A 19,209-nucleotide genomic window follows, 5' to 3' on the forward strand; every position below is an offset into this window, starting at 1 on the left:
GGCGGGTTCCCTCGGGCCTCCGGGCACCCTTCGGCCGGGCGGTCTCCTCGGGCCTCTGCGGCCTCCGGTTCCCGTCCGGCCGCGTATCCCATGCCCGAGCGCTTGATGCAGTCGCCGACTCACTGCATTGCCGGCCTCGCCTGCACTGTCCGCGCTCGACACCTAACCGTCAGTGCTGCGCTTCGCCTGCCGGGCCGCGTTGACGTGCCGTGCCTTCGCGGAAACCACATGCTGACGGCGGGACCTACCCTTGATCCGCACCCCGTCATACGTCACGAAGAACGACCACGCGACGATGAGCACGAGCGGGGCACCGATCGTGCCCAGGAACAGCAGCCAGCCCGGCGGCCCCTCCAAACTCGAGGGGACGGACTCGTCACGGACAGGCGCATTGACGAAATACACCACCGTGGCGATGAACGCGGCAAGCGCCGCGACCGCGATGCCCGCCGCAGCCGCCCGGACCAGCATGCGCCGCCCAACGCTGGCGACGGCGAGCGGCAACTTCTCGCCGCACGCCCCGCACTTCTGTTCTCCCACGATGCTGCCACGGGGCGGCCGGCGCACCTTGATCGGGAACGCGTGGAAGCGGGTCAGCTTGTAGCGGCCCTGCACGAGATTGCCGCCGTACTCCCGGTCGACAACGTGCATGAGCGCCGAGCGCTGCGGAAAACCGGGCTTCTGCCCTGACATGGTGCCGAAGCGTACCCGCTTGTGGCGATCGTGCGATACAGGACGGCAGGCGCAAGACCTCCGGATTCCCTGAGAGCAGCCGTGCCCTCCGCGCGCGCCGGGCATCTCTGTGGAGCTGATGTCACCGAAGGCCGGACCCCGCAACAGCTGCGATTCCCACGAACCGGCCGCGGCCGCGTCTCCGACGGTTACCGACAGTGCACGGGACCCCTCGATGTCGGCTGCCGGGAAGCGACCGCCTTCGCCGTGGCTACCCTTCGCCGTGGCTGTCGTTCCGCTACGACTGCCGTTTTGTTACGGCGCCGTCTGCCATGGCCGTCGCGCCGCTTGTGGCCGCTATCTGCCGCAGCCGGCCATGCCCGTTGCCGCCAGTGCTCACGGCCGCACGGGCGCCGAGGGCGGGCTGTGGCTGTTCGCGGTGAGTATCACGCTGCCGTCCGCGCTGGTTGGGCGAGATTGCGGTCCGGTGGCCGACGTGGCGCCATGGGCGCCGACGGGGCTGCTCGCGACGGATGCTGAGGGTTCGCGCACCGGCGCGAACGCTGCGGAGCTGCTCGCCAAGAACGCCGACGGGGCTGCTCGCGACGGATGCTGAGTATTCGCGCACCGCCGCGAACGCTGCGGAGCCGCTCGCCGCGCTGTGCAACGTCGTTCCGGCGGCACCGCCCGATCCCGCCGATCCGTAGACCGCGAGCCGCAGCCGTCACTGAGCGGAGTCGAGGCCCGAATTGGCGTCGGGTGATTGCAAGTAATCAGTAATTCAGTAATTCGCCAATCCAGCCGCCGGCGTGCGAGAGCGAGAGTGCCGGCCCGCGGCTACTCCTCGCCCATCTCGGCGACCTCGGTGATCCAGGTGCGAGCCGCGGTCGGCAGCTGCGACGCCCCCTTCGCGTACGTGGCAATACCCGTCATCAGCCCCGGCCACAGCGACCCCCGCCACCGCCCGCCGAACGGCTGCAGCAGCACGAGCCGGCGACCGTTCCACCAGCCGTGCGTCTCGGTGCCGGCAGCGCCACGGACCGTCACGTGCGTGTCGGGGAAGTCGCGCAGGAGGTCGAGCACGAGCAGCGCGGTACGCCGCGGGTCCTTCGACGTGTCCACGAGCACGCCGCCCGCGTCGGAGCGCTGGACGGTACCGACCGACTCCGGAATCGCATCGACCGCGTCATCGAACGCGGAGCGCACGAGCAGCTCCCCGGCGTCGGCGGCGATCCCCTCCGCGCTGAACTCGGTGCCGAGCACGTCGCCCGCGAGGCCGACGGCGTAGCGCGCGACGAGCTCGGCCGGCGGGTCGGAGTCGAGCCGCACCTGCGCGCGCAGCTCCTCGAATCCGCCGAGCGGTGACAGTAGGTGACCGTGATGTACCGCTGCGATGCCCACCGTCGCGAGCGCCGCCTGCTCGCCCGCGAACGCCTCGTCGTCGGCGGCGATGAGCGAGTCCAGGCCGGCCGCCACGAGCGGCGTCCAGTCCTGCGGCGCGGGCCACAGCCCGGCCGCAGCGAGCACGAGCACGATCCGGAACGCGGCCAGCCGCGGCGGCAACGGCCAGCCGGCGGCGGCCCCGCCGAGCCGCAGCACCTGCTGGCGCAGGCGCTCGATCTGCCCGGAGTCCATGCCCATGACCGCGATCGCGAGTTCGTCGGCGGCGTCGACGGCCGCCCGCCCGAACGCGAAGTCGAGCAGCGCGGGGCCGACGATGGCGCGCAGTCGCTCCTCCTCGGCGGCTCGGCGCTCGGCCGCGGGCACGCCGTGACGCGGCGTGCGGCCGGAGGCGAGCTGCGCGACCGCCGCGAAGAGCGCCTCGAGGTCCGCGGCGTCGCCGAACACGTTCGCCAGGTCCCGCATCTCCAGCGGCGACGGGTGCGTGTAGCGGGTCACGGCCACGGCGACATCGCTGACCACGGCGGTCCCGAGCTGCGTGCCGTCCGCGGCCCGGACCTGCGCCGACCGGCCGGCGAGCCGCGCGCCCTCCGCCACGTACGTGTGCAGCCGCCCCTCCGCCCCCGTCCACGGCAGCTTCACCGACGTCTCACCCACGGTGACCACCAGCCCGTCGGGCGCCGTCGAGCCGGCCGCGACCAGGCTCGCCTCGACCCGATCGGCGTGCACACGCAGCGCGAGCACGCGGGTCGCGGCAGGCGGGACCGGTTCGGGTGGGCGAACGGCAAGCGAAGCGTCACTGAGGGTGACATCGCGCGTCTCCTGCCCGTCCAGCAGGGACTCGGTCACCTCCAGCAGCAGCGCGAGCTCGCAGTTGCCACCCGGTTCGGCCGCCGTCACCAGCAGGGACTCCGGCGTGCACTCCAGGCCACCGGTGACGAGCACGCCGCTGTCGCCGGTCCACCACTCGACAACCCCGGCGCCGCGGTACCGCCGATCCGCCGACGTCTGCACCAGCACCTCGCCGGTCTCGTCGAAACCGCCGACCTCGTCCAGCGCGCCGGTCAGCCCCGCCGTGTCGCAGCGCACCCCGGACGGCACCAGCAGGCGCACCTGCAACGCGCGCACCGCGCGGGCGATCTCGCCGAACGCGCGCCCGGCCGGGTCGAACGCGTTCGCCGCGATGCCGAGCCGGTCCGCGCCCGCCGCGAACGGCAGCTGCTCCACGATCGGCACCTGGTCGTTGGTGAGCAGCAGCGGCTCGTCGGCCTCGGCGGCGTGCGGCCGGGCCGTGAGCAGCGCCGCGACCGCCTCGAGGCGCTCCACCCCGACGGGCTCGATCCACAGCAGGCCGGGCAGGCGCCGCAGCCAGTCCGCGAGATCCGTGATCAGCGTCGGTACCGTCGCGCCGTCCGCCACCAGATGCGTCCACACCTCCGCATCGCGCCCCCAGCCACCGGCCGTGGCGTCGCCGGAGCCGATCGACACGGTGGCCGCGCTCGGTGACACCGCGATGATGATCCGCGCACGGAAGGTGCCCCCGGAGCGGCACACCACGGGGACGGGCAGCACCTCGCGTACCGCCGCCACTCCGTCACCCACCGTGGCCCCTGCGCGCGCGTCGAACAGCACGGTGGTCCGGGCGCCGGCCGCTCGCGCGTGCCGCAGGCAGGCTTCGGCGAAGTCGAGATCCGCCGAGCCGGTCAGGACGAGTACCTCTTCGGCGCCGCTCAGCAGCGGTGCGGGCGTCTGCGGGCTGTCGGCCGAGGCCGTCCACGCCGGGCCAGCTGTCAGCAACCTTCGGCTCCCTTCGGCGGCAACACCGTTGTCACATATACCTTGACGCAATGACCGTCCGCATTAGGCACATCACGATCGACTGCGCCGATCCGTACCGCTTGTCCCTCTTCTGGAGCGCGGTCACCGGCTATCAAGAAGCTCCGAACGATCCCAATCTGCCCACGCATGATCAGGCGCTCATCCTCGCCCCGGACGGCTCTGCCGGCCTGCTGTTCATTCGCGTCCCCGAGCCCAAGAGCGTGAAGAACCGCATCCACTTCGATGTGCAGCCGCTGGACGCGAGCCGCGACGAGGAGGTGGAGCGCGTGCTTGCCCTGGGCGCCTCTCAAGTCGACGATTTCAGACGTCCAGACGGTACCGGCTGGGTCACGGTCGCTGATCCTGAGGGCAACGAGTTCTGCATTGAGCGCTCCGCCACCGAGCGCGCAGAGTAGTGCTCGAGTCACTCCGGACTCACGCGCCCGTCGCCGCGCAGTGAAGCCGCGCTTCGGTCACGTTAGGTTATGGCCATGTCACCCGATTTGCGGCCCGTCCTGGAGCGGCCGTTGCCGGGTGCGACCAGTGGCCGGCCGTCTTTGTGGCAAGGGAGCCCGGCCGCAGCGACTGCGGCGCGGCCCGTGTTGTGCAAATGGTCACCGGCGCGCGGGTGGCCGGCAGCATGCGGGCCGTCGCCGGTCGTTGCCGCCAACCGGCCATGACGCGATCGGCGGTGCACAACCGACGCCGCCTTGCTCGGCCCCAGCCCGCGAGTCGTGAGGCCCGCGAGTCGCGACGCCGCGAGTCGTGACGCCCGCGAGCCGCGTCGGCTTGAGAGTCGCGTCGGCTGCGGGCTGTGACGCCTGCGGGCTGTGACGCCCGCGGGGCCGTGTCGGTCAAGGGCCGCGTCGGTTGCCAGTCGTGACGCCCGTGAGCCGGCAGGCGGCGGCGCCCAAGCGGCGGCGCCCAAGCGGCGGCGCCCAAGCGGCGGCGCCCAAGCAGCGGCGCGCAAGCAGCGGCGCGCAAGCAGCGACGCGCAAGCAGCGACGCGCAAGCGGCGGGCGACATCTGCAGCCGGCGACGTGAGTGGGCTGCCCGCGTCCAGCCTGCCCGGGCGAAGGAGCCCCACGGCGCGGCGACCCGGCAACTCACGGTGATGACGGGTACGAGCCAAGACGCCAGGCGTGGACCAAGCGCACGGTGACCAGTTGGCCACGACATATCGCGCCGCGTGCTTGCGATGCGCGCACGAGCGGCGGACCATGCTGCCATGCAGCGCGATGAACTCGCCCTCACCGGCGGTGGCGGCGTCCGGATCGTGTACGACGCGTGGCTGCCCGACGCCGGCGCGACCGGAGTCGTGGTGCTCGCCCACGGGATGGGGGAGCACGCACGCCGGTACGACCACGTCGTGGAGCGGCTCGGGGACATCGGACTCGCCGTGTACGCGCCCGATCACCGTGGGCACGGACGCTCCGAGGGCAAGCGGCTGCTGGCGCGCAGCATCAGCGAGTACACACGGGATCTGCATGTGCTCTTCAACGAGGTGCGGGGCCGTCATCCCGGGCAGGTGCCGTTCCTGATCGGGCACAGCATGGGCGCCATGATCGCGCTCGCGTACGCGCTGGACCACCAGGCTGACCTGCGCGGGCTGGTGCTGTCCGGCACGCCCGTACTGCCGGGCAAGGGCATTCCGAAGCCCGCCATCGCGGTCGCGAAGGTGCTCGGCCGTGTCGCGCCCGGCGCGCCGGTGCAGACGCTGCCCTCGAAGCTGATCTCGAAGGACCCGGCGGTGGTCGCGAAGTACGACGCGGACCCGCTCGTGCACCACGGCAAGGTCCCGGCCGGCCTCGGTGGCGCGATGCTCACGCAGATGGCCGTCTTCCAGCGCCGCCTGCCCGAACTGACGCTGCCCACGCTCGTGCTGCACGGCTCCGAGGACGGGCTGGTCGACGCCGAGTCGAGCCGCCTGATCGCCGAGCGCGCGGGCGCGGACGACCTGACGCTGCACATTTACGAGGGCCTGCACCACGAGGTGTACAACGAGCCCGAGCAGGACCGCGTGCTCGATGACCTGATCGGGTGGCTCAAAGCCCATTGAGGAAGGTTTCGTACCTCCCGTGCGTTGACGGTGCCATGAACGACATGATCGCCGAGTACCGCAGGGGAGTCCTCTACTTCGACGCCGGTGACCCCATCGAGGCCGCCAAGATCCTCTCCACCGTGCTGGACGAGGAGCCGGGCAACGCCGAGGTGCGGCTGTGGCTGGCCCGCGCCTACTTCGCGTCCGCGCAGCTCAACCGCGCCGAGACGCACCTGCGCGCGCTGGTCGACCGCGACCCGAGCGACCACTACGCGTGCCACCTGCTGGGCCGCACCCTGGAGCGGCAGAGCCGTCCGCGCGAGGCCCTGCCGTTCCTGCGCCTGGCCGCCGCGATGTCCTCGGTTCCCGACTATTCGGCCGCGGTACAGCGAGTAGCCGGCACGATCTGACGCGTAGCCCCCGGAGTTTGGCCAGCTCGAACACGTGCGGCCAACCCGGGGGCAGCGCCGCGCCCGGAGATCGCCTACGGTGCTCACTCGTGAGGCACTATCCGTGGCGCGCGTTGCTCAAGGGCATCTGGCGCACGCTCGTCGCTCTGGTCGTGACGACGGCGTTCGTCATCATCGCCGGGATCCTGGCCGGCGGCCCGAGCTTCAAGCTGCTCGCGGCCGGCCTGTTCCTGTCGCTGTTCGCAGCCGTGCCCGGATACCTGCTCTACCGCGTCGGCGCCCCCGACCACTCGGCCGGCAACCGCGTCGTGATGCTCCTGGCCTTGATCGCCGCCTCGGTCCTGGGCACCGTACTCGTCCTGCCCGTCTACATGTCCCGCGAGGGCGTCCCCACCGACGCGCAGGTCAAGCAGGTCGTGCGAGCCGTGAGCAGCGTGTCCGAGAAGCGCTTCCCGGCCTACCAGGTCGCGGACCGTACAACGGGCGAGAACCTTGGCCGCCTGCGGTTCCTCGACACCGAGCCGAAGGTCGGCGATACGGTACGCGTTCGCAAAGACCCCCGCGGCTGGTTCAACGTCACGGTGGCCGACCCGACCGGCCGCTTCACCAAGCTGGCCGCCCTGATCGTGGCCGTGCTGGGCCTGGCCGCGTTGCTCCTGGGCGCCAGCGGCCACATGCCGGAGGACTGACCCGCCAGTTCCCGCCGCCATCGGCCCGGTCGGCTCCCGTCCCCATCGGCCTGGCCGGTCGCCTCGTTTCTGCCGCAGCGGCGATCACCGACGCCGACGCTCGACTGACTGAGCGCAAGCCGCCATCGGCCTAGCCCATCGCTACCGTTCCCGCCGCAGCGGCAATCACCGACGCCGACGCTCCACCGGCTGAGTGCAAGCCGCCATCGGCCTAGCCCATCGCCACCGTTCCCGCCGCAGCGGCAATCACCGACGCCGACGCTCGACTGACTGAGCGCAAGCCGCCCATCGGCCTGGCCCGTCGCCACCGTTCTCGGGCTCAGGCTCTCCCGCTATCCGTCCCCGCCCTGGCCGTCACGGCCGGCCGGGCCGTTCGCCATCGGCGGCGGTCCCGGCCCAGACGGCCGGCTCGTGCCAGCCCGGCGATGCGCGAGCCGCACTGCGAGGCTGGACGGCACTGCGGCCCTCACTGCTCGTGCAGGCCCCACTGCAACGCCGGGACGGCTGCCCGCACGCACCGCAGAGCCCCGCCGCGATTACTCAGAGCGTCACCGGCAGCGCGGCCGGACCGTGGATGAGAATGCCCGTCCGCCACACCACCTCCTGGGGCGCCACCGCGAGCCGCATCCCCGGGAACGCCGCGAGCAGATCCGTGAACGCGATCTGCGCCTCCAACCGAGCGAGCGGCGCTCCGAGGCAGTAGTGAATCCCGTGCCCGAACGCCAGATGCTGGTTGTCCCCACGGTCGAGCACGAACGCGCCCGGCTCTCGGAATCGCTCTGGGTCACGATCCGCGGCAAGGAGTGAGATCGCCACCATCGCCCCGGCCGGAATCGTGACGCCACCATACGTGACCGGCTCCGTAGCGGTCCGTGTCGTAGCCGTCTCGACGGGGCTCTCCAGCCGCAGGAACTCCTCCACCGCCGCCGGCACGAGCGAGGGATCCTCCCGTAGCCGCCGGTGCGCCTCAGGATGCGTCAGCAGCGTGTACATCCCGTTGCTGATCAGGTTCATCGTCGTCTCGTGCCCCGCGAGCAGCAGCAGGAACGCCATCGACGTGAGCTCGTCCTCGTTGAGGCGGTCACCCTCGTCCCGGGTCGCGATCAGCGCACTGAGCAGGTCACCCGCCGGAGCCGCCCGCTTACGCTCGATGAGCCCCAGGATGTATCCGAGGAACGCGGCCGCAGCCTCGGGCACACCCGGCCCGCCGGCCGACGCCGAGACCAGCACCGAGGTCCACCGCCGGAAGTCGGCCTGATCCTCGATCGGCACCCCGAGCAGTTCGCAGATGACCTGAATCGGCAGGTGTACCGCGTAATCCTCGACCAGCTCCGCGCCGTCCCGGCCCCGGAGTGCCTCGATCAGCGCCGCGCTCAACTCTCCGACGCGAGGCCGCAACTCCTCGATGCGCCGAGCCGTGAAGGCCTTCGACACCAGCCGCCGCAACCGGGTGTGATCGGGCGGATCGTACGCGAGCAGATGCTTGGTCAGCGGCGTACTCGTCGACGCCCTGAGCTGCCGCGCGTTGTCCCCGGCCCCTTGGCGCTTCGACAGCCGCGGGTCGGTCAGCGCCGCCTTGCAGTCCGTGTACCGCGTAACGAGCCAGACCTCGAACCCGTTCGGCAACGTCACCGGGTGCACGGGCGCTTCCTGCCGCAACTGCGCGTACACGGGATGGGGGTTGTTCCAGAATTCCTGCGTGAACTGCACCGGCGTCGTCACGCATCAACGGTAACCAATCCGAGCCGCAGTCGGGAGTTACCGACTCGATCGTGGCAGGATGGGCTGGTGGCGAGCGAGTCGAAACACATCAGCGTCCACATCGGTCGCGCTCCCGGCGAGGTCTACGAATACGCCAAGAATCCGGCTCACCTGCCGGAGTGGGCGCCGGGCCTGTGCAGCGCCGTCGAGCGCGAGGGCGAGCGCTGGTTCGCGGTGTCGGGCGACAGCCGCATCGAGCTGACGTTCGCGGCGGACAACCCGTTCGGCGTGCTCGACCACGACGTCCACCTCCCGTCCGGCGAGGTCTTCCGCAACCCGCTCCGGGTGGTCCCGCACGACGACGGCAGCGAGCTCACCTTCACGCTGCGCCGCCAGCCCGACATGTCCGACGCGGACTTCGCCCGTGACAGCGCCCTGGTATTGGCCGACCTGGAAGCCCTGAAGCGAATCGTCGAGTCACGCTGACCGCCGCTTCGGCCGCAGCTCACGCCACGCTGATCACCGCTTATGCGCGAGGCGAATCGCGCTGACCACGACTCACACGCGCACCACGGGCCGGATTGGCCGCGCTTTGCGTAACTCGCGCCGAACTGACCCCACTTTTGCGCAGGTCGTGCCGAACTCGGCGCTGGACTCGCACACGTGCCCCCGAACCGGCCGTTGGTTTTGCGCACGTCGTGCTGAACTGACCCCTGCTTTGCGCACGTCTCTTTGTGCACGTCGCGCCGAACGGCCGCTGGTTTGCGCAGGCCAAGTCGAGCTGACCGCTGGTTCGGCGCACGTCGCGCTGAACTGACCGCTGCTCTCGCGCATTCGATGCGCCGAAACGCGCGAAGTCCAGCCGAACCCGCCCGCTCGCAGTCCTGAAGCCCACCGCCCCAGCCCGCACTTGTCGAGCGCGCGGGACACCCACCAAGCCGCCATTAAGTGATCGCCAACCGTCGGGCCGTCTGCTGTACGGCATGAAGCAATCCGCGCCCAATCTCCTCGGCATCACCATCAACCACCGCTCGATGCGGGGCGACGCCCGCCGTTTCGCCGACGTCACGCGCGGTATCGCGGAGGGCCGGGTTCCCGCGACTCCCGCTCGCGCCAAGGCCATCCACCAGTACCTGACCACGCTCTGCACCGGCATCCACCACCATCACCAGGCCGAGGACGACATCCTGTGGCCGGTGCTGCAGGCCACCGCCGGCGCCGAGATCGACCTCGCCGAGCTCACCGACGACCACGCCCAGCTCGACCCGCTGCTCGACCGCATCCGCACACAGTCCGCTGCCCTCGCCGCCACACCTGGTGACCGCGACACCGCCGCCAGGCTCGCGGACTCGCTGGCCACGCTGCGTGACCTCCTGGACGAGCACATCGAGGACGAGGAGCGCACGATCTTCCCCGTCATCCGCCGCTACGTCTCCGGCGAGCAGTGGCAGCGAGTCGAGGCGGGCGTCCGCAAGGGCGGCAAGATCGGCTTCGAGCTGCCGCGCATCGAGCGCTACGCCACCGCCGAGGAACTCGCTGAGCTCCTCCGCGAGGCCGGCCCGGTCCTGCGCCTGATCCTGGCGACCGTCCGCCCCGGCTTCCTCCGCCGCGAGAAGGCGATCTTCGGCTGACGCCTTCGCAGCCGCACCATCCGCGCCACACGACTGTCACCGTCCGGCCGCCGACCGGGGGAAAGCCAACGAGCTCCGGGGCATTCTCCACAGCGGCCGGCATCGGCAGCCGTCGGGACGACCGGCCCAAAGCCGGTCGTCGGCCTTCGGATCGCTTGTCAGCGCGATCGGGCGGCACTCAGTCGCGAGAAGCCGAGCTGCGGTTGACGACCTCGTGCCCGCACGAGGGCCGCGCCGGACGATCTGCGTTTGACGGTCGGCGTGGCCGCATGAGGGCCGCTGGACGAGCTGTGGTTGACGGTCGGCGTGGCCGCATGAGGGCCGCTGGACGATCTGCGGCTGACGTCGGCGTGGCCGCAACAAGGCCGCTGAAGCATCTGCGGTTGACGATGGCTTGGCCACGTGAAGGCCGCGCCAGCCGGTCATCACCTTCCGAGCATCGACCGGCGAGTCGCACGAGAGCCGGGCACGCGGGGCGCCGCGTCAGGGCATGGCCACGCCTCGTATGCGGGGAGCGTGGCAAACGCGCTCGGGGCGGCCACGAACCGGCGCTCCGAACATGTTCGTCCGCGTCACGTCCAATCCGTCACATGCAGAACGTCACAACCGGCGCGTCACAACCGGGGCGTCACAACCGGGGCCGTCACATCCAGGGCGTCGCGCCGGTGCGAGCCGCCAGCTCCTTCGCGGCCTCGAAGTGCGCATCGGCGGGCCGGCCGAGCGCGACCGCGAGTTTGCCGAGCACGAGGTCGACCGGCGGCCCCGGCACCGTCCCGCTGGCCAGACCCACGAACTGCCCGGCCCACGGCAGCAACTGTGCGTAGCAATCAGCGGCCACAGCGAGGTCACCGAGCGCGGCCGCGTTCTCCCCGCGCAGCCCCATCATGGCCAGCCAGTAGTAGTCCTCCCGCACCGGCGTGTCCGGCCTCCACACCGCCCGTGCCTCGTCGAGCCGCCCGGCGTCGACATACGCGCGGGCGAGGAACTCCCCAGCCTCGGACTCCGCGGTCGACAGCGTCCGTAGCGGCTCGAGCACAGGCAGGTACGTGTGCCCGAGCCCTTGCGTCAGCCGGACGAAGAAGACGCCGATGATGCTGACCAGGTACGCGTTCGGCTGCCCGGCCGCCTCGATCCGCTCCCCGAGCTCGGTGTAGATCCGCTCCGCGGTCGCGTGGTCACCGGCGAGCACGGCCCGGATCGCACCGAGGATCGCCATCACGGAGAGTGTCACGCCCAGCTGGCCGGCGGTCGACTTCTCGAGCGCGCGATCGAGGTGCTCCTGCGCGAGTCGCAGATCGTTGCGCTCCAGCGCCGCCTGGTACAGCACGTGATGCGCCTGCGCCTGGAACCCGAGCAGCCCCGCCTGCTCGGCGACCGCGAGCAGTTCCGCCCCGACCGCGGGGAGTTCGTGCCGCCGCTGCGGATTGAGCACCGCGAAGTACCGTGCGTTCAGTGCCTGACACAGCACCAGAGCGTCACCCTCGCTCCTGGCGATGCGCAACGCCTCCGCGCTGGCCTCGGCACACCGCTCGACCTCGTCGCCCTCGAGCTCGTACACCAGCGTCACGAGCATTCGCGCCCGCAGCCCGGCGGGAAGGTCGTCGCGGGCAAGGGTCCGCTCGAGCAGCTCGACGAGCGGCCGGTCGATGGCCCGGGCGATGCGAATCGACCACGCGACGGGCGCGTCGAACGCCGCGAGCGCACGAGCGAGCGGTTCGACGTCCGCAACCGCGGCCAACGCCTGGACGAACGACTGCGACCCGGCGAGGTTGGCCGATGACCGTGCGTGCACATCCAGGTCACCGCCGCTGTTCCACCGCTGCGCGGCCGCCTCCGCGGCAGCCGGCCCAGCGGCCGGAAAATCGGCTTCGCTCCCGGCCCGTGCACGCCGATGACCCCCGCCGCGCCCGGCGCCCAGATCCCCAGCCCCACCGAGCCCGGCCCCACCGAGCCCGGCTCCACCGAGCCCGGCTCCACCGAGCCCGGCTCCACCGAGCCCGGCTCCACCGAGCCCGGCTCCACCGAGCCCGGCTCCACCGAGCCCGGCTCCACCGAGCCCGGCTCCACCGAGCCCGGCTCCACCGAGCCCGGCTCCACCGAGCCCGGCTCCACCGAGCCCGGCTCCACCGAGCCCAGCCCCGCTGAGCCCAGCCCCACCGAGTCGGGCGCCCAGATCCCCGGCCCCACCGCGACTGGCACTCAGATCTCCAGCTCCACCGAGCCCGCCGCCCGGATTCGCGGCGCCGCTCCCGGCGGTCAGACCGACGACGCCGCGGGGTTCGATGCCCGCCACCGCGGCCGCCGCCAGCACCGCGTCCCATCGCACCGTGCGGGCCCCGATCGCATCACCGGAGTTCGCACGCGCGGACGTCAGCCCGCACAGCAGATCCAGGCGCAGTGAGGCCGTGTCGGCGCCCTGGTCGCCCGATCCTGGCCGTTGCAGCCCGAGCGCGTCCAGCGCCGCCGCGTACAACTGCGCCGCCTCGCGATGCGCGAAGTACGCCGCCGCCTGCCGCGCCGCCGCCGACCCGTGCCGGGCGGCGCGCACCGCCGAAGCCGGGGTCGCCGCGGCGAGCGCGTGGTGGCCGAGCGCCGCGACGTCGCCGGGATTGGTCCGCTCCAGCACGTTCAGTACGCGCTCATGCAACCGTCGGCGACGAAGCTGCGGCATGTCGTCGTACAGCACATCCCGTAGCAGTGCGTGACCGAACCGTACCCGGCCGGGTGCGGGCTCCTCCAGCAGCCCGGCCAGCACCCCGGCCTCGAGGCCGTCGAGCACGGCGTCCTCGTCCTCGGTGAACGCCTCCGCCAGCACGTCGATGTCGACGTCGCGCCCGAGGATCGAGGCATGCCGCAGTACCGTCTGCGCCGCCGCCGGCAGCCGAGCCAGCCGTCGCCGCAGTACGTGCCCGATCCCGGCCGGAATCGCGCGTACGGCGCTGCCCGCTCCCTCCGCGGAGATCAACCGTGCCGTCTCCGCCAGGAACAGCGGGTTCCCGCCGGTGCGCTCGTGCACGACCGCCGCGACCTCGGCATCGACCGGCGCACCGAGATGCCCGGCCAGCACCCGTGCCGCCGCGTCTGCCCCGAGCCCGCCGAGCAGCAGCTCCATCGACCGCGGCCCAGCCAGCGCGGCGCGGGCGGCCCCGAGCTGCGGATGGTCCTCCCCGGTGCGGAACGTGGCGACGATGAGCACGGAACGTCCCGCCAGGGCGACGGCGACATGCCGCAGCACCTGCAGCGTCTCACCATCGGCGCGATGTACATCGTCGAGCACGACGAGCAACGCCCCGCCGGTCCCGAGCCGCTCGCCGACGGCCTGTGCGAGCTGGAACTGATCCGCTGCGGCGCGTAGGCCCGGCGTTGTCGCGGCCGCGAACCGGCCTGCCCCGGTGTGCATGTCGGACGGAGATGTCAGTTGCAACGCGTCCGCGGGGTGCGATGGCGAGTGACGAGCCTGGGTGCTGTCACCGTGCGCCGAAAGTGCCGACAGCCGGCCAGCGACCGCGTGTCCGCCCGGCGGCGATGCGGGTCGGAGCGGGTCCGCCGCGGCGCCTCTGGCCGGCTTCGAAGAGAGACCGGGCTGGGCCGCGCCAGCGCGCCCCTCCAGCAGCGGGGAAAGTCGTTCGTCGCCGACGCCGGCCGGGGCATCCGACTCCCAGCCGGCCAGCACCTCGGTCCAGGCCCAGGCCGGCGGCGCCCCGTCGACCTCGGGACAGCGACCCCATGCGACCTGCCAGCCACGCTCCGCCATCGTCGCCGAGAAGGTCCGGACCAGCGTGGACTTCCCGGCGCCCGCCTCACCGCCCAGCCACACGATCCGCAGGCCGTCCCGCTGCACCGCCTCCGCGGCCGCGCCGAGCGCCGCGAGCTCCGAGTCGCGTCCGACGGCCTCGGCGCCCTGCGGCGAGTCCGGCGTCTGGCCGTGGACGGTGATCGCGGCGTCGCTCCCGCCGGAATCGCTCTGCGTGCCCAACAGTTCGCGCTCGGTGCCGATCGCGTCGCCCGGCCGCAGATCCGCCGCGGGAGCGGACGGCGGTGGCGGAGTGTCGGCGGACAGGTGCTCGGCGTGTGCGAGGACGTCCGCCTCGAGGGCGCGGAGCGCCGGGCCCGGGTCGACGCCCAGTTCGTCGGCGAGCCGGTGGCGGGCCTGCCGCAGCGCGGCGAGGGCCTCGGCCTGGCGTCCCGCCCGGTACAGCGCGGTGGCCAGCACGTGCACGGCCTCCTCGCGCAGCGGGTGCTCCTGCACGTGCCGGTCGAGCTCCGGCACGACGAGGGCCGCGCGCCCGAGCCGCAGGGCGACCCGCCCGGCCGCCTCCACGCAGGCGAGGCGCAGCTCCTCGAGGCGCGCGGCCTCGGGGGTCGCCCAGCTCTCGTCGGCAAACTCGGCGTACGCGGGACCGGCCCACGCGTCGAGCGCCGCCCGCAGCAGCCGGTCCGCCTCTCGCGGGTCGGACTCGCTCAGCTCGCTCCCGCGTCGCAGCAGCGACTCGAACCGCCACGCGTCGACCTGCTCGTCCGGCAACCGCAGCGCGTACCCGGGCGCCATCGACACCACGACCGTCGCCGGCGTGCGCGGGGCCCGTCCGGGTTCGAGCGCCCGGCGGAGGTTCGAGACGTACACCTGCAGTGCCGCGAGGGCCTTCGGCGGCGGCTCGCCCTGCCACAGGTCGTCGATGAAGCGATCCGTCGGCACGACGTGCCCGCCCGCGGCGACCAGCCGGGCCAGCACCGCCCGCTGCCGCGGCCCGCCCGCGTCGGCGGGGTTGCCGCCGACCTCGATCCGCAGCGGCCCCAGCACGTCGGCGCGCACGGTCGGCGTCCGGTTACTCCCCGTCGCCCGGCCGGAAGTCGCGGCCGATCCGTCATGGCGGTCACCGCCGCGCGCCGCATCAGTCACGGAACGTCACGAACATCGGGGCTCACTTACCGTCGGCGCCGGAAACAGGTATCTCACGGCATCCGATCATGGTCACACCCCGTGGACAACCGATCTGCGGAGATCGGACACCCGCTTTGGCCCGGCGAGCGCGGATTCGGATCGTCCAGCGGAGCACGAGTTGCCGCGTGTGACCACCCGCAGCGCGTGACCTGTGACGCGGAGTGAGCGGCGCGGGCCGGGATTCCGGGAGCACGGTGTGCGTGCGCTGAGATGCGGATGAAGACGGAGCGTGCTTGCCGAGACGCGAAACCCGGACTCGCTGCTGAAGCCGAGTCCGGGTAACGCGTCGGGCCGTGCATCGCCATCCACGGACTGATCACCCATTGGTGCGGCAAGCGTTCACCCGTCCGTGTCCGGGTGATGGAGCCCCGGCCAGCAAGTGCTTCGTCATCGACCGGCCAGAGGCTCTGGTGGGCAGCGGTGGTGATGGCGAGGCTGGTGAGGCGGATGTGCACCGTCGGTGCGGGCCGGGTGAACGGTTCGTGCGGAATCAAATACGTCCGCCCAGCAGTGGCGCCATGACCGGCCGTGGCGACCATCCGGTCCGGCTGGACGCCGGCTCAGGAACGGCGCGGCTCGGCGGATCAGCGCGGATCAGTGGAACGGCGCGGCTGGGTGGAACAGCGCGGCTGGGCGGAACTGCACGGCTCAGTGGAACAGCGAACTGACCGACTCGCCGTTGTGGATGCGGCGCATCGCCTCGGCCATCGCCGGCGCGATCGACAGCACGCGGAGCTTCGGGACCCACTTGTCCTTCGGCAACGGGACGCTGTTCGTGCACACGATCTCCAGGACGTCCTCCTCGGCCTGCAGGCGTTGCAGAGCGTCAGCGGTGAAGAGACCGTGCGTGCACGCCACCCGGATGCTCGCCACGCCCCGCTCGCGGAGCCGGTCGATGAGCTCGAACACCGTGCTGCCGCGGGCGATCTCGTCGTCCAGGACGATCACGTCGCGGCCCTCGATGTCGCCGATCACGGTGCTGATGACCACGCGATCGTCGGAGAAGCGCTGCTTGGCGCCGGCTGCAACCGGTACCGACAACATTCGCGCAAATGCAGAAGCAGGTTTCGCGTTCCCGAGGTCCGGTGACACGACGACGGCGTTGGACAGGTCGTGGCCGCGGAAGTGGCCGGCCAGCTCGCGCAGCGCGTGCAGGTGGTCGACCGGGACCGAGAAGAAGCCGTGGACCTGCGGCGAGTGCAGGGTCAGCGTGAGCACGCGGCTCGCGCCGGCGGCCGTGAGCAGGTCGGCGACGAGGCGCCCGCCGATCGAGATGCGCGGTTCATCCTTTTTGTCGGATCGGGCGTACGCGTAGTGCGACATGACCACCGTGGTCCGTGCCGCCGACGCGCCGCGTGCGGCGTCCAGCATGAGCAGCAGTTCGACGAGGTGCTCCTGCACCGGCGGCACCAGCGGCTGGATCAGGAACACATCCCGCTCGCGGCAGTTGGCCTGCAGTTGTACCTCAAGACAGTCGTTGGCGAAACGATCTACCCGGACGGGTAGCAGCGGCACCTCGAGCTGCGCGCAGATCTCCTCCGCGAGCTCGGGGTGCGCGCTGCCACTGAACACGGCGATGTCGCGCACGAGCGGGACTCCTCGAAGCCGGGGCCTGGTCATCCCGTTGATACCACACCCATTCGGCGCGCTCGCTCCTGCGGCGCATCGTCGGCGGGGCAGCGTCCTCGCAGTACGTAACGGTCGACGAACTGGGCCACGGCGTCACGCACCGGAAGCGGCGCGCCACTGCGGGCGAGCACCGACTGGGCCGCGGTGAAACATGCGAGCGCGGCGGCCGCCGTCGCCGGGTCGGCGAGCCCGTCACGGGCGGCGGCGAGCCAGTCGCGGTGCCGGCGCAGCGGCGAACGCAGGTGCTCGGTCGCGTCGGCTGCGGCCTGGGAACCCTCGGGGTCGTCGAGCAGCGCGGTGACCACCGCCGCGGGTACCACCCAGTCGTCGCCGGCCTGCTGGTCGATCATCCGCAACTCCAGGTAGCCGCGCGGTCGCACCGGCGGTACCAGGGTGCCGAGGTGGCGCTCCAGGTCGGTGAGCGTCACCGGGCGTGGGCCGTGTCCGCGCAGCCAGTCACGCATGGTCAGGCCGTTGGGCACGTGCCAGCGCTCGCCCGGGCCGGCGGTCGGGTCGTCCTCGGCCGGCGCGACCATCGCGACCTTCGCGGCGAGCGCGTAGCGGGCCCAGGCCTTGCGCGGGTCGTCGGTGCGCCGCGGCGCGCGGGTGCGGCTGGCGTCGGTGCCGAATCGCAGGGCCTGGCGGTAGGACGCCCAGCGGCGGCCGGCCCGGGTGACGTGCGGGGAGTTCGCGAAGGCGGCCATCATGACCGGCCCGATGGCGTCCGCGAGCCACCAGCGCCGCGCGAAGTGCGACCAGTCGTCGGCGTCGGCGCCCGATCCATCGGTACCGGAGTCAAGGCACACCTGGATCGAGGCGGAATTGGTCATCACGGTGCGTCCGCGCGTGCCCGACCGGTCGTGGTACTCGGCCAGCGCCACATAGCGTGGATGATTCGTCACCAAACGCGGCCGGCGCAGCATGTCGAGGCCGGTCCCATCGAGGTGCAGCCCCTGCTCGGCCAGCGCCGCCCGCACCAGCGCCAAGTCGCCCGCGAGCGCGCTCAGGCACTCCGTCAGCGACGCGCCCACCGCGCTGGACAGCTCCAGCTGGCCGCCCGGCTCGATCGTCACCGCGCTGCCGCCCGGCAGCGGGTTGCCCAGATGCGCCACCAGCCCGAGCAGCCGGGCCGGCGCCGGGCGATGCAGCGGCCGACGCGGATCACGCACGCAGTACTCGAGTTCCACCCCGACGCGCCCGACCGGCCCGACCCGGAACCCGGCGGCGGCGACGTACGCGGAGGCGGTGGTCTCGGTGAGGAGGATGGCGGATGTCGTGTCGTTCACGGCGGCCTCCCGGAAGAAGGGTGCGTGCTACCCAGGGTGGTGTTACGGATGAGGTAAGTGATCGTTCAGGTGCGACCAGCCTGGCGGCGGGGCGTCGCACTTGGTAAGGCGGTGCGGTGGTGCACTTGGTAAGCGGCGGTGTGTTGCGCGCGAAGCAGGCGGGTTGGAGCGGTAAAGCGGCGGGCGGTGCAGGGTGCGGCGACGAGCCCGACCGGCGGCGGGGTGCCGGGCGAGGTGCATTCAATTAGGGGGTCATTCGGGCGTTCTGTCCAGCGTTCGAGGACAACGTGCGATGAACTCTGGATGGGAAGCCGCTGGAAGTCGGCAAGATCTGTGGTCCGCGCCCGCGGCCGCGCGGGATCTTGCGCCGACCGCAATTTCGTGACACCCGCCCGTGTTTGATCGATGTTCATCGGTCAAAAGAATCGATTTCCGGGCAGTCCGCGAAAGCGTTTCCTCTGGTACCGCCGCTGCGCATCCCGATCATCGGACCGGACCGGAATTCACGGCGCGTAATTTCTCGGCAGGCGCGTTTGGATGCATTCCAGAACGACATTTTCGGGGAGCATTGCGGAGCGTGTCGATTCCGGTACTTCAGGCGTTCGTGCGCCCCCTGCCGCGCCCGTCGTGCGTGGCCTTGCTGTACGTGATCCTCCGGTCGCGCGCCGCGTCCTCGGCGGCGTGTCGCTGGTGCGGCCGATTCCTTCCGTGGGCGGCGCGACGCCCCTTGGTGGCCGGCATTGCGACGGGAGCCGCCTGGCCCCTTGGCCAGTGCGGCTCTGGTGTCGCGTGCCTGGATCGCGGGCGGTCTTCTGCTGGCAACTCACGGTCGCGGCGCCGTGCGATGCGAGCTGTTCGCCCTCGCTGGTCGCTGCGAGTGATGGGTGCGCTTCGGCGGATCTGGACCCGACCGATCTGTGCCCCGACTCGCCTTCGCCCGCCAGTCGTCGAGGCGAGGCCGGCTCGGATCCCGCTGGTCGGCTCGGCTC

13 protein-coding genes and 1 pseudogene are annotated in these 19,209 nt (G+C 71.9%); 8 read left to right on the forward strand and 6 right to left on the reverse strand.

Annotated features, from left to right (window positions below; translation table 11 throughout):
- Positions 1-162 precede the first annotated feature (162 nt).
- A complete protein-coding gene (locus AC6JBM_RS15360) occupies positions 163-693 on the reverse strand; it encodes a hypothetical protein (protein WP_497984289.1) in 531 nt (176 codons plus the stop codon).
- A gap of 262 nt (positions 694-955) precedes the next feature.
- Here AC6JBM_RS15360 and AC6JBM_RS15365 point away from each other — a divergent pair, with 262 nt between their 5' ends.
- On the forward strand, positions 956-1,288 hold the full coding sequence (locus tag AC6JBM_RS15365; protein WP_497984290.1) for a hypothetical protein: 333 nt from the start codon (positions 956-958) through the stop codon (positions 1,286-1,288).
- Between the two features lie 221 nt (positions 1,289-1,509).
- Here the strand turns inward: AC6JBM_RS15365 and AC6JBM_RS15370 are convergent, their stop codons facing one another.
- Entirely contained in the window at positions 1,510-3,870 is a 2,361-nt protein-coding gene (locus tag AC6JBM_RS15370; RefSeq protein WP_497984291.1) for a hypothetical protein, read from the reverse strand.
- A gap of 50 nt (positions 3,871-3,920) precedes the next feature.
- Here AC6JBM_RS15370 and AC6JBM_RS15375 point away from each other — a divergent pair, with 50 nt between their 5' ends.
- The 4 genes from AC6JBM_RS15375 to AC6JBM_RS15390 all read left to right on the forward strand — a co-directional run bounded on the left by AC6JBM_RS15375 (position 3,921) and on the right by AC6JBM_RS15390 (position 7,031).
- Positions 3,921-4,307: a VOC family protein gene (locus tag AC6JBM_RS15375; RefSeq protein ID WP_350619300.1), complete on the forward strand. Its 387-nt coding sequence runs from the start codon at positions 3,921-3,923 to the stop codon at positions 4,305-4,307.
- 812 nt (positions 4,308-5,119) lie between these two features.
- On the forward strand, positions 5,120-5,950 hold the full coding sequence (locus tag AC6JBM_RS15380; protein ID WP_497984292.1) for an alpha/beta hydrolase: 831 nt from the start codon (positions 5,120-5,122) through the stop codon (positions 5,948-5,950).
- 35 nt (positions 5,951-5,985) lie between these two features.
- Positions 5,986-6,342 carry a tetratricopeptide repeat protein gene (locus AC6JBM_RS15385; RefSeq protein WP_497984293.1) on the forward strand — a complete coding sequence of 119 codons (357 nt, stop codon included), beginning with the start codon at positions 5,986-5,988 and terminating at the stop codon, positions 6,340-6,342.
- Positions 6,343-6,431: 89 nt separating this feature from the next.
- A complete protein-coding gene (locus tag AC6JBM_RS15390) occupies positions 6,432-7,031 on the forward strand; it encodes a hypothetical protein (RefSeq protein WP_497984294.1) in 600 nt (199 codons plus the stop codon).
- A gap of 540 nt (positions 7,032-7,571) precedes the next feature.
- On the opposite strand, the gene AC6JBM_RS15395 is transcribed toward AC6JBM_RS15390, so the two are convergent.
- Positions 7,572-8,753, reverse strand: coding sequence for a cytochrome P450 family protein (locus AC6JBM_RS15395; protein WP_497984295.1), 1,182 nt, complete (start codon positions 8,751-8,753; stop codon positions 7,572-7,574).
- Positions 8,754-8,819: 66 nt separating this feature from the next.
- Between AC6JBM_RS15395 and AC6JBM_RS15400 the strand changes: the two genes are divergently transcribed.
- The 3 genes from AC6JBM_RS15400 to AC6JBM_RS15410 all read left to right on the forward strand — a co-directional run bounded on the left by AC6JBM_RS15400 (position 8,820) and on the right by AC6JBM_RS15410 (position 12,508).
- Positions 8,820-9,218, forward strand: a complete 399-nt coding sequence (locus AC6JBM_RS15400; protein WP_497984296.1) for an SRPBCC family protein — start codon at positions 8,820-8,822, stop codon at positions 9,216-9,218.
- A gap of 497 nt (positions 9,219-9,715) precedes the next feature.
- Entirely contained in the window at positions 9,716-10,363 is a 648-nt protein-coding gene (locus tag AC6JBM_RS15405) for a hemerythrin domain-containing protein (protein ID WP_350619288.1), read from the forward strand.
- Between the two features lie 1,776 nt (positions 10,364-12,139).
- Positions 12,140-12,508, forward strand: a complete 369-nt coding sequence (locus AC6JBM_RS15410) for a pentapeptide repeat-containing protein (RefSeq protein ID WP_497986462.1) — start codon at positions 12,140-12,142, stop codon at positions 12,506-12,508.
- A 1,051-nt stretch (positions 12,509-13,559) separates the two neighbouring features.
- Here AC6JBM_RS15410 and AC6JBM_RS15415 read toward each other — a convergent pair.
- From AC6JBM_RS15415 to AC6JBM_RS15425, 3 genes and pseudogenes are all read right to left on the reverse strand, one after another.
- Positions 13,560-15,263, reverse strand: a pseudogene (locus AC6JBM_RS15415) (AfsR/SARP family transcriptional regulator); the annotation flags it as partial.
- A 690-nt stretch (positions 15,264-15,953) separates the two neighbouring features.
- Positions 15,954-16,892 (reverse strand): ribose-phosphate diphosphokinase, encoded by a 939-nt coding sequence (locus AC6JBM_RS15420; protein WP_350619284.1) that lies wholly within the window; start codon positions 16,890-16,892, stop codon positions 15,954-15,956.
- 29 nt (positions 16,893-16,921) lie between these two features.
- A complete protein-coding gene (locus AC6JBM_RS15425; protein ID WP_497984297.1) occupies positions 16,922-18,220 on the reverse strand; it encodes a glutamate-cysteine ligase family protein in 1,299 nt (432 codons plus the stop codon).
- Between the last annotated feature and the right edge of the window lie 989 nt (positions 18,221-19,209).

Source organism: Dactylosporangium thailandense (assembly GCF_059739745.1).

What these genes read in the sequence shown, in the direction of transcription:
- AC6JBM_RS15375 (WP_350619300.1), top strand. Translation starts at nt 3,921, where the DNA reads ATGACCGTCCGCATTAGGCACATCACGATCGACTGCGCCGATCCGTAC.
- AC6JBM_RS15405 (WP_350619288.1), top strand. Translation starts at nt 9,716, where the DNA reads ATGAAGCAATCCGCGCCCAATCTCCTCGGCATCACCATCAACCACCGC.
- AC6JBM_RS15360 (WP_497984289.1), bottom strand. Translation starts at nt 693, where the DNA reads ATGTCAGGGCAGAAGCCCGGTTTTCCGCAGCGCTCGGCGCTCATGCAC.
- AC6JBM_RS15385 (WP_497984293.1), top strand. Translation starts at nt 5,986, where the DNA reads ATGAACGACATGATCGCCGAGTACCGCAGGGGAGTCCTCTACTTCGAC.
- AC6JBM_RS15410 (WP_497986462.1), top strand. Translation starts at nt 12,140, where the DNA reads ATGACCGTGCGTGCACATCCAGGTCACCGCCGCTGTTCCACCGCTGCG.
- AC6JBM_RS15380 (WP_497984292.1), top strand. Translation starts at nt 5,120, where the DNA reads ATGCAGCGCGATGAACTCGCCCTCACCGGCGGTGGCGGCGTCCGGATC.